This is a genomic window from Ensifer sp. ZNC0028 (assembly GCF_000799055.1).
Lineage (GTDB): Bacteria > Pseudomonadota > Alphaproteobacteria > Rhizobiales > Rhizobiaceae > Ensifer.
This window is the reverse complement of record NZ_JTLA01000013.1, coordinates 49,304-58,330: the sequence shown is the minus strand read 5'-3', so window position 1 is coordinate 58,330 and position 9,027 is coordinate 49,304. Positions and strand designations below refer to the sequence as shown.

Genomic DNA, 9,027 nt, shown 5'->3' with positions numbered 1-9,027 from the left:
GGCTACTATCCCCGTTACGGCTACTATCGCGACTATCCCCGCCGTTACTACGGCGGCAACTACTACTATCGCGATCGCTATGTCGGTGGCGGCAATGCCCATGTCAGCTGGTGCCTGTCGCGCTACCGTTCCTACAATCCGGCAACCAACCGGTTCTTAAGCTACGGTGGCGCCTACAAGGTCTGCTATTCGCCTTACCGCTAGAGGCGGTGCGTCCACGTGAACGCGCAAGAGACGCTCTAGCGCCCTGATCGAGGCCCGGCCTGGCCGTGCCGCCTGCGCCCCTTTGGCCCCGCGTCAGCGGGAGGTGGAGGCTTTGCGCGCCATTGCCGGCTCTTGCGTGCTCCAACATCTCGGCAGCGCGAGTTAAACCGGCATTAACCGCGAAGGCCTACCGTTTCGAGACGATCCATCGTGCTGCCAGGATGAAACATGCTGCTTCCGACCCAGCAATCTGCCGCCACCGCGACGACCAATCTGGTCGGCTCGATCCTCAGGGACATCGAGAAGCGGCAGACGGAGGAAGAGGAAAAGGCCAAGGGCACAAAGGACGACAGGCTCCTGAGGGAGCAGGTCAAGCCTGATGGCGCTCAAAAGGCGGCCAACGAGAAGATCAACGGCTACTTCTTCGATCATGCCCGCAACGACGCCAGCAACAACCGCGCCGTGCTCATCCGAGAGGTCGGAAAGATCTTCGGTGTCGAGCGCGAAACGTTCAAGTCCGATGCGGCCTTTGCAAGGGAAATCGAGAACCAGCTGAAGCAGCTGGAATCGCCCGCCATAGCGAAAATCGAGGAAGAACTGGGGCTCGACAAGCTCGGACTATCGCTTACGGAGTTGGTCGAGGCGCTCAAGAACCCCGGCGGCCCGGAAAACGACGCACTGAAGGTTGCGCTCGGCGAAACGAGCGACAAGGGGCCTCAAAGCGCTGCACAAGCCGCAAATGCCGTCGACCGCCTGAAGAGCGCGACGGAACCTGCGTCGACCGAGGAAGCCCAGCTCAACAGCCTGCGCGGCGACCCGACGCGCAGAACCGACAAGCTGTCGCTCGACGAAGAGGAGCAGCAGCTGCGGGCGCTCCAGCTCAAGGACGAGATGGAAGACGTCGCCGACCAGCGCACGGCCGGCGCACCATCCTTGCTTCGCTTCGACGACAATGGCCTCTACAGGCTCGCTGCGCTAGGCCTCTGACGGCTTTCGGCGCACGATACCGAGCCGCGCCATGACCTCCTTGGGTATGTCGTAGCGGCGCACCACATCGCGGCTGTCGCACAGACCGCAGATCTCCCGCTGAATGAGAAAGGCCCAGACGGCGTCGGCCGCCTCGTCGAGCACCCGCTCGCGCAGGTCCGCCGCCGCATCTCCCTTTAATGCCGCAAGTGCAGCGAGCGCCTTTTCGACCTTGAGGCCATGCCGGCCGAGCGCATCGGCGCGCTCGGACATCAATTCGTATTCGAGCACGTTGAAGGCGCCAGCCGTCGAGAAGCTCGGGCTTAGGGCTTTTGGGGGACGGACTGTCATCCGAAACTCCTGGCACAGACAGCGTGCGAGCCTGCAGAGCAGGCCCCCTTAAAAGATAGGCCTTGCCGACCCGTCCGCAAGCCGGACCGCGACATGCGGGGCGTCGAAACATGGTTAAGAATTCATAAACCTCTTTCTCCTAATCTCAAACCATCATGCCGATTCTCCTATCCGCGGCCGAGCCGCGGCTGTCTGGCCATTCGCCACGACGCGCATGAGGCGCCAACCCGCAAGTGATGAACAGAAAGTCGCGCGCAAGCCGAAAAGTCGGACCGCGCCCAAGCGCGTTTCGTCGCTCGACGACGATTGGTCAAACCGAGGTCATGCGAGATGGAGACCAGAATGCTGATACCCATCCAGGCGGCCCGAACCGCGGCCAGCACAGAAGAGACGACCGCAAGGACGCTGCAGCCTGCAGCACCGTTGACCGCCAGCCAGCGTGGCGAAGCCATACAGAAAATCCTCGATGCGTTGACACGGCATCTGTCCGGTCGCGAGATCCTTTCGAAGGACGCGCTGGTGCGACTGATGGAGGATCTGGCGCGCATCCTCAAATTCCCGCCACTGCCGCAGGAAGGTGGGCGCGATTTCGTCCGGCGGCTGGTCGCCTTCCTCGAATCCATGCCGACGTCCGATCGGGTGCTTTTGGAGCGGCAGCTCGGCGGGCGCAATCTTTCAATCCGCGTCGGCCTGCTGGCGGAGCTGCCGGCCATCCGCAACGGCACGAATACGCCGGGCGGCACTGCGACACCCATGCCAGCGCAGGCGCGTGACGTCATTCTGCGCAACCCCTCGCTCCAGCCGGCGCTGCCTTTGAGCCAGGCTGCCGCACGCACACCGCTCGGCGGTGAAGTCGCCCTTCTACAGGCGGTGCTGCGCAAGACCTTTGGCGTTGGCAACGATGTGACCGAGCCGCGTGGCGAGGAACTGGAAACGGTCGGAACCGAAGCGTCGTCGAAGGGCCGGAGCGAAAAGCCCGCGGAGCGAGGCGACGCGCGCGCAAACGGCGCGAAGAGCGCTTCGTCGGGCGATACGCCGATCGGCAGCGCTGCCGCCCTGCTTGCCGGCGAAGGCGAGATTGCGGAAGCGGCATCGCTGGCCGGCCCCATGGCCGAGGCCGAGGAAGCCCTGCAATCCGGCGAAACCGGGCATGGAGAGATAGAAGCCCCGGCCGAAGACAGTGCCGCAGCGCCGCTCGACGCGCACGGCGCCGACGGGACGGAGACCGCCGAAACGATCGAAGGCGAGGATCCCGACGGCACCTACGGACCGCTGCCCGATGCCGACGAGGAAGACGGCCACAGGACCACTGCGGCCGGTCGCAACGATCCGGAGGCGCGCCCGGCACGCGTGCTTTCCGAGGCGATCAAGACGCTCATCCGCGACAGCGTGGCCTTGCCTGCCGGCGCGGCCGATGGCGATCCCGGATCGGCGGCGCAGCAACCGATTGAGGAACCGGCCACCCAATCCCAGACGCCCGCCAAGGACGCCGGCACGCGCATCGCCGATGCCGCCGCCCGCCAGCACACCGTAACGGCCGCAGACACGAGCTTGCCGTCGCTCTTGGATGATCGCCCCGAGGAGACGGTCCAGCCGCGCGCAACCACAGACATTCGCCCACAGCGTGCTACGGACGAACAGACGGTGCAACAGATGATCGCCAGGCTGGTGGAAAACGGCCTGCCGCGTGAGGCCATCCCCTTCGCCATGATCCCCTATCCGACGGACGCGGGCGAGGTGGAAGGCGAAGACCATTCGCGCGGCATGCCTGGAGGCTCCGGCGAAGAGGCAACGGGCGAGGAAGAAACGGCACAAGAGGGCAGCGACGGAAATCCGGAAGACGGAGAGCCGACCGGCGAAGCCATGCCGGAGGACGAGGCACCGGAAACGCCCGACGCCTATGATCTTTACCGCAGGCTCGGCGGTCTCGGTTAGGACACCGGCTCAGACTTGGGCTCGGGCCTGGACTTGGGCTCGGGCCTGGACGCGCCCAAAGCTGCGCGCCGATTTCACACTTCGGGCTTACAAAGAAAAACCCGCGGAGATCGCTCTCCGCGGGTTTTTCAATTCAAACGTCAGGCAACGATTACTCGTTGTTCTGGCGGTTCTTCAGAGCTGCGCCGAGGATGTCGCCGAGCGAAGCGCCCGAGTCGGACGAACCGAACTGAGCAACGGCTTCCTTCTCTTCAGCGATTTCCAGAGCCTTGATCGACAGCTGGATCTTGCGGTCCTTCTTGGAGAAGTTGGTGACGCGAGCGTCGACAACCTGACCAACCGAGAAACGCTCCGGACGCTGTTCGTCACGATCACGCGACAGGTCAGCGCGGCGGATGAACGAGGTGATGTCTTCGTGGTTAACGAGCTTCACTTCGATGCCACCATCGTTGATCGCGATGATTTCGGCCGAAACAACGGCGTTCTTGCGCAGTTCGCCCGAAGCAGCGGCGTCGCCGACTGCATCCTTGCCGAGCTGCTTGATGCCGAGCGAGATGCGTTCCTTCTCGACGTCGACGTCGAGAACAACAGCGCGAACGACGTCGCCCTTGTTGAACTCTTCGATGACCTGCTCGCCCGGACGGTTCCAGTCGAGGTCGGAAAGGTGAACCATGCCGTCAACGTCGCCGTCGAGGCCGATGAACAGGCCGAATTCGGTCTTGTTCTTGACTTCGCCTTCGACTTCGGTGCCAGCCGGATGGCTATGCGCGAATGCCTGCCACGGGTTCTCAAGCGTCTGCTTGAGGCCGAGCGAGATACGACGCTTGGTCGGATCGACTTCGAGAACGACAACGTCGACTTCCTGGCTCGTGGACAGGATCTTGCCGGGGTGTACGTTCTTCTTGGTCCAGGACATTTCGGAGATGTGGATCAGGCCTTCGATGCCCGGCTCCAGCTCGACGAACGCACCGTAGTCGGTGATGTTCGTGACGGTACCGGAGATCTTCTTGCCGACCGGGTACTTCGCACCGATACCATCCCACGGATCCGACTCGAGCTGCTTCATGCCGAGCGAGATGCGGTGGGTTTCCTGGTTGATGCGGATGATCTGAACCTTGACCTGCTGGCCGATGTTCAGGATCTCCGACGGATGGTTCACGCGACGCCATGCCATGTCGGTGACATGGAGCAGACCGTCGATGCCGCCGAGGTCGACGAACGCACCGTAATCGGTGATGTTCTTGACGACGCCTTCGACAACCTGGCCTTCTTCAAGGTTCTGAACGATTTCAGAACGCTGTTCGGCGCGGGATTCTTCCAGAACGGTACGACGCGATACGACGATGTTGCCGCGGCGCTTGTCCATCTTGAGGATTTCGAAGGGCTGCGGGTTGTGCATCAGCGGGGTCACGTCGCGGATCGGACGGATGTCGACCTGCGAGCGCGGAAGGAAGGCAACGGCGCCGTCGAGATCGACGGTGAAGCCACCCTTGACCTGGTTGAAGATGATGCCTTCGACGCGTTCGCCGGCTTCAAACTTCACTTCCAGGCGCATCCAGCTTTCTTCGCGGCGAGCCTTTTCGCGCGACAGAACAGCTTCGCCGAGCGCGTTTTCGATGCGCTCAACGTAGACTTCGACTTCGTCGCCGACCTTGAGCGAGCCGTCCTTCGCCTTCGCGCCGAATTCCTTCAGAGCGATGCGGCCTTCGACCTTCAGGCCGACGTCGACAACGGCGACGTCCTTTTCGATGGCCGTAACGATGCCCTTGGCAACATAGCCTTCGGCGAGATCGGTCTTCGCGAAGGATTCTTCGAGAAGCGCTGCGAAATCGTCACGGGTAGGGTTGGTAGCAGACATGGAATCTCCTGCATGCATCTCATTCGAGACGCACATGCGCCGGGGGCTGGTGTTGAACAGGCCTGAACCCAGTCCGCTCCATTTGAAGGAGCAATCCGGCGCGTGGACGGAATTTCAGGCTTATGCAAGAAGGGCGATCCTGACAGTGTCTGGGATGGGCTCTTCTTCAGATCTTCTTGATCAGGGCCGCCTCGATCAAAGTCTTCGCGGCCTGAAACGCCGCCTCTATACTCATTTCGGACGTATCAAGCAAGTGCGCATCCTCGGCCGGGCGCAAAGGACTGTCGGCACGCCCCATGTCGCGCTCGTCGCGCTTCTTCACATCCTCGAAAATCGCCTGGTAGTCGGCCGGCTGGCCATTGCCGATGATCTCGTCGTAGCGGCGCCTGGCCCGCACTTCCGGCGAGGCGGTGACATAGAGTTTTACCGGCGCATCCGGGCAGACGACCGTGCCGATGTCGCGGCCGTCGAGAACCGTGCCGGGCTCGCGCAGCGAAAAGGCACGCTGCGCCTCGACCAGCGCCCGCCGCACGGCCGGCATGACGGCAATCTTCGAGGCCGCCTCGCCGATCGCGTGGGCGGAAAGCACCGCGCGATCGAGGCCTGCCAGTTCGACCTCGCGCGCCACCTTTTCTGCGACCGCCTCGTCGTCGAGCGGCAGGCCGGCATCGAGCAGTGCCTTGGCGGTGGCGCGATAGGTCAGCCCCGTATCGAGATGATGGAAGCCGTATTCCTCGGCGATGCGGCGCGAAAGCGTGCCCTTGCCGGCTGCGGCCGGTCCGTCGATGGCGATGGTGAACGTCATTTTCCAACCTGCATATGTATATGGTCGTCGTGCCTGGCGGCCCGGCAACCCTGAAACCGAATGGATTCCGCTTCGACGCCAAGTCGCTGCGCCAGATGCGGCTCCACGAAAATCTTCTCGATGCCGAAACCGCTCCCCTCGCCCGAGAGCCAGCGGAGCGCCTCTGCGGTTCGGCCTTCCTCCAGCGGCAAGGGCTGCCACAGCGACTGCAAGAAGTCCAAGTCCCAGCGCAAGGTCAAGAGGTCTTCGCGATCCCGGCACGGGAGAATGCTCTCCGCTCTCGGCTGCTCGAAGGCGAAATAGCCGATCGGCGAGCGGGTCGCCCTATCCTTATAGCTGCCCTTGGCGTCCTGATAGAAGAATGCGACATCGAACTTCCGTCCGTCCGAATGGGAGAGATGCGGGAAAAGCGGAAAGCCGTCGAAGAACGGAAAGTTGGCGTCGAGCGCCAAGGTGGTCGTTCCGGGGAACGCCTGATCCATATGGCGCGACAGGGCGGTCGCCGCGTCCTTCAGTTCCGGAACGACATATTGGCGGTTCAGGACGCAGAAGAGCGGTGACTGCATCTTCAGCCGCGACGTGCCGTCGTCGAAACAGGGCAGAGGAACGCGGCCGAAGATTGGCGCAACGGCATAGCTGAACGCGGTCCCTGCCGCATAGAGGCCGAGAAAGAGCGCGAGGAACACGGCAACGCCGGCCCTCCTTCGGCGCAAGAGCACACTAGTGACGAGCCAGACGGCGCCGCCGATCTGCGTCAGCAGGGTCAGAAGCACCACGGCCGCAAGCGTCAGCAGCCACCTTATTGTCACTGCCAGCGTCGTGGACCTCACGCGATGCTCGCGCCGAGACCGGCCATCAGGTCCATGAAGCCAGGAAAGCTTGTCGCGATCATCGACACGTCATCGACGGTGACCGGATGTTCGGCTGCAAGTCCAAGAACCAGGAAGCTCATGGCGATGCGGTGATCGAGATGGGTCTTGACCGATGCGCCGGCTGCGCTTCCGAGCCCCTTGCCGTCGCGACGGCCGCGCACCATCAGCGAAGAAGCCCCCTCCTCGCATTCGACGCCATTGAGCGTCAGGCCTGCCGTGATGGCGGCGAGACGATCGGACTCCTTTGGCCGCAGTTCGTCGAGGCCGGTCATGACGGTCTTACCCTCGGCAAAGACGGCGGCGATGGCGAGAGCCGGGTACTCGTCGATCATCGAGGCGGCGCGCTCTTCAGGAACCGTGACGCCGCTCAGTTCGGAATGCCGTACGCGCAGATCCGCCACGTCTTCCCCGCCAACCTGGCTGCTGTCGATCACCTCGATATCCCCGCCCATCTCCTGAAGCGTCAAGATCAGGCCCGTGCGCGTCGGGTTCATCAGCACGTTGGTGATCGTGATGTCGGAGCCCGGAACGATCAGGGCCGCGACCAGTGGGAAAGCCGCCGACGAAGGATCGCCGGGCACGTCGATCTCCTGGCCGGTAAGCTTGCCGCGACCTTCAAGGCAGATCGTACGAACGCCGCTGACGTCGGTCTCGACAGAGAGCGCGGCGCCAAATGCCTCCAGCATCCGTTCCGTATGATCGCGCGTCATGACCGGTTCGATGACGGTGGTGATGCCGGGCGCGTTGAGACCGGCGAGCAGCACCGCCGACTTCGCCTGGGCGGAGGCGACCGGCACCCGGTAGGCGATCGGCGTCGGCGTCTTCGGTCCGCGAAGGGTCACCGGCAGGCGATCGCCTGCGGCCGCCCTCACCTGCACGCCCATTTCGCGCAAGGGGTCGAGAACCCGCGCCATCGGCCGGCGGCTGAGCGAGGCATCGCCAACGAATGTCGTTTCGAAGTCATAGACGCCCGCCAGCCCCATCACCAGACGGCAGCCCGTGCCCGCATTGCCGAAATCGAGCGGCGCCTCTGGTGCAAGCAGCGCGCCGTTGCCGACGCCATCGACGACAAAGGTGTTACCCTCCTTGCGGATGCGGGCCCCCATGGCCTGCATCGCGCGGCCGGTGGCCAGCACGTCTGCGCCTTCTAAAAGGCCCGTAATGCGCGTTTCGCCGCCAGCAAGCCCACCCAGCATCAGCGCCCGGTGCGAGATCGACTTGTCGCCGGGAATGCGGATCGACCCGCGCAGATCGGCGGATTTTCGGGCGGTGGCGGGCCTCGGGCCCGATCCATGAGACATGCGGCATCCTCTGGCCCGAAAAAGGGCGCTCTTGGCGAAAGGCGCAACCGCGCCCGTTCCGCAGCACTCCTATCACAACCCCTGTTGCGTGTTCCATAAATCGCGGTCGCGCGGAGATCGCCACAGGAGGCGGCAAGGGCCGGAAAGCCGGCAACGCCGGGGCTTTGGCGATTTGTCTTTGACAGATGCGGTCAAGACGATTATGGGGACCGGCTAATCATCATAAGCTTGATACCCTTTCCACCCGCCGGCTTTCCGGCAAGCGCCGGCTCGGCCGGCCATTCAAGAGGCTTTGACTGTGGCAAAACCGGAACTTGGAACAAAGCGCATCGACCCGGAAACGGGGCGCAAATTCTACGATCTGAACAGTGATCCGATCGTTTCGCCCTACACCGGCAAGTCCTATCCGCTGTCCTTCTTCGAAGAAACCTCGGTCGCCAAGGTGCTCGAGAAGGAAGAAGAAGAAGACGTAACGGAAGTCGATGCAGAGAACACCGAAGTCGAACTCGTTTCGCTCGAGGATGCCGATGATGAGGCAGCCGGCGGCGACGACCTGCCGGATCTCGGCGACGACGACGTCGAAATCGACGGCGACGACGATGACGACACCTTCCTGCAGACAGACGACGAAGACGACGACGACGACATGAGCGACCTCATCGGCGTGTCGGACGACGAAGAAGACGTCTAAGCGCTTCAAATGACAAAGAAATGCTCCCGTCCTCGGCCAAAGTG

At 63.1% G+C, this 9,027-nt stretch carries 9 protein-coding genes; 4 read left to right on the top strand and 5 right to left on the bottom strand.

The window, feature by feature from the left end; genetic code table 11:
- Both L981_RS03885 and L981_RS03880 read left to right on the top strand, forming a co-directional pair.
- Positions 1-204, top strand: a 204-nt coding sequence (locus tag L981_RS03885) for a BA14K family protein (protein WP_043611876.1), incomplete at its 5' end; no start/stop codon positions are given.
- 228 nt (positions 205-432) lie between these two features.
- Positions 433-1,191 carry a hypothetical protein gene (locus L981_RS03880; RefSeq protein ID WP_043611875.1) on the top strand — a complete coding sequence of 253 codons (759 nt, stop codon included), beginning with the start codon at positions 433-435 and terminating at the stop codon, positions 1,189-1,191.
- Here the strand turns inward: L981_RS03880 and L981_RS03875 are convergent.
- The gene (locus tag L981_RS03875; RefSeq protein WP_043611874.1) at positions 1,180-1,521 is read right to left on the bottom strand and encodes a DUF6665 family protein; all 342 of its coding nucleotides are present in this window, start codon (positions 1,519-1,521) and stop codon (positions 1,180-1,182) included. The genes L981_RS03880 and L981_RS03875 overlap by 12 nt on opposite strands.
- Positions 1,522-1,863: 342 nt before the next feature.
- Here L981_RS03875 and L981_RS03870 point away from each other — a divergent pair, with 342 nt between their 5' ends.
- On the top strand, positions 1,864-3,456 hold the full coding sequence (locus tag L981_RS03870; protein ID WP_043611872.1) for a hypothetical protein: 1,593 nt from the start codon (positions 1,864-1,866) through the stop codon (positions 3,454-3,456).
- 151 nt (positions 3,457-3,607) lie between these two features.
- On the opposite strand, the gene rpsA is transcribed toward L981_RS03870, so the two are convergent.
- The 4 genes from rpsA to aroA form a co-directional block, all read right to left on the bottom strand.
- Positions 3,608-5,332, bottom strand: coding sequence for a 30S ribosomal protein S1 (gene rpsA / locus L981_RS03865; protein ID WP_082005877.1), 1,725 nt, complete (start codon positions 5,330-5,332; stop codon positions 3,608-3,610).
- A gap of 148 nt (positions 5,333-5,480) precedes the next feature.
- On the bottom strand, positions 5,481-6,119 hold the full coding sequence (gene cmk / locus L981_RS03860; protein WP_043611870.1) for a (d)CMP kinase: 639 nt from the start codon (positions 6,117-6,119) through the stop codon (positions 5,481-5,483).
- Positions 6,116-6,928 carry a hypothetical protein gene (locus L981_RS03855; protein WP_043611884.1) on the bottom strand — a complete coding sequence of 271 codons (813 nt, stop codon included), beginning with the start codon at positions 6,926-6,928 and terminating at the stop codon, positions 6,116-6,118. Before L981_RS03855 ends, cmk begins: the two co-directional genes overlap by 4 nt.
- 17 nt (positions 6,929-6,945) lie before the next feature.
- Positions 6,946-8,292 (bottom strand): 3-phosphoshikimate 1-carboxyvinyltransferase, encoded by a 1,347-nt coding sequence (gene aroA, locus L981_RS03850; RefSeq protein ID WP_043611868.1) that lies wholly within the window; start codon positions 8,290-8,292, stop codon positions 6,946-6,948.
- Between the two features lie 298 nt (positions 8,293-8,590).
- Between aroA and L981_RS03845 the strand changes: the two genes are divergently transcribed.
- Positions 8,591-8,983 carry a TIGR02300 family protein gene (locus L981_RS03845; RefSeq protein ID WP_043611865.1) on the top strand — a complete coding sequence of 131 codons (393 nt, stop codon included), beginning with the start codon at positions 8,591-8,593 and terminating at the stop codon, positions 8,981-8,983.
- The last annotated feature ends 44 nt before the right edge of the window (positions 8,984-9,027 follow it).

Bases quoted from the DNA above. Each gene is read 5' to 3' on its own strand.
- L981_RS03880 (WP_043611875.1), top strand. From the start codon at position 433: ATGCTGCTTCCGACCCAGCAATCTGCCGCCACCGCGACGACCAATCTG.
- L981_RS03875 (WP_043611874.1), bottom strand. From the start codon at position 1,521: ATGACAGTCCGTCCCCCAAAAGCCCTAAGCCCGAGCTTCTCGACGGCT.
- cmk (WP_043611870.1), bottom strand. From the start codon at position 6,119: ATGACGTTCACCATCGCCATCGACGGACCGGCCGCAGCCGGCAAGGGC.
- rpsA (WP_082005877.1), bottom strand. From the start codon at position 5,332: ATGCATGCAGGAGATTCCATGTCTGCTACCAACCCTACCCGTGACGAT.
- aroA (WP_043611868.1), bottom strand. From the start codon at position 8,292: ATGTCTCATGGATCGGGCCCGAGGCCCGCCACCGCCCGAAAATCCGCC.
- L981_RS03870 (WP_043611872.1), top strand. From the start codon at position 1,864: ATGCTGATACCCATCCAGGCGGCCCGAACCGCGGCCAGCACAGAAGAG.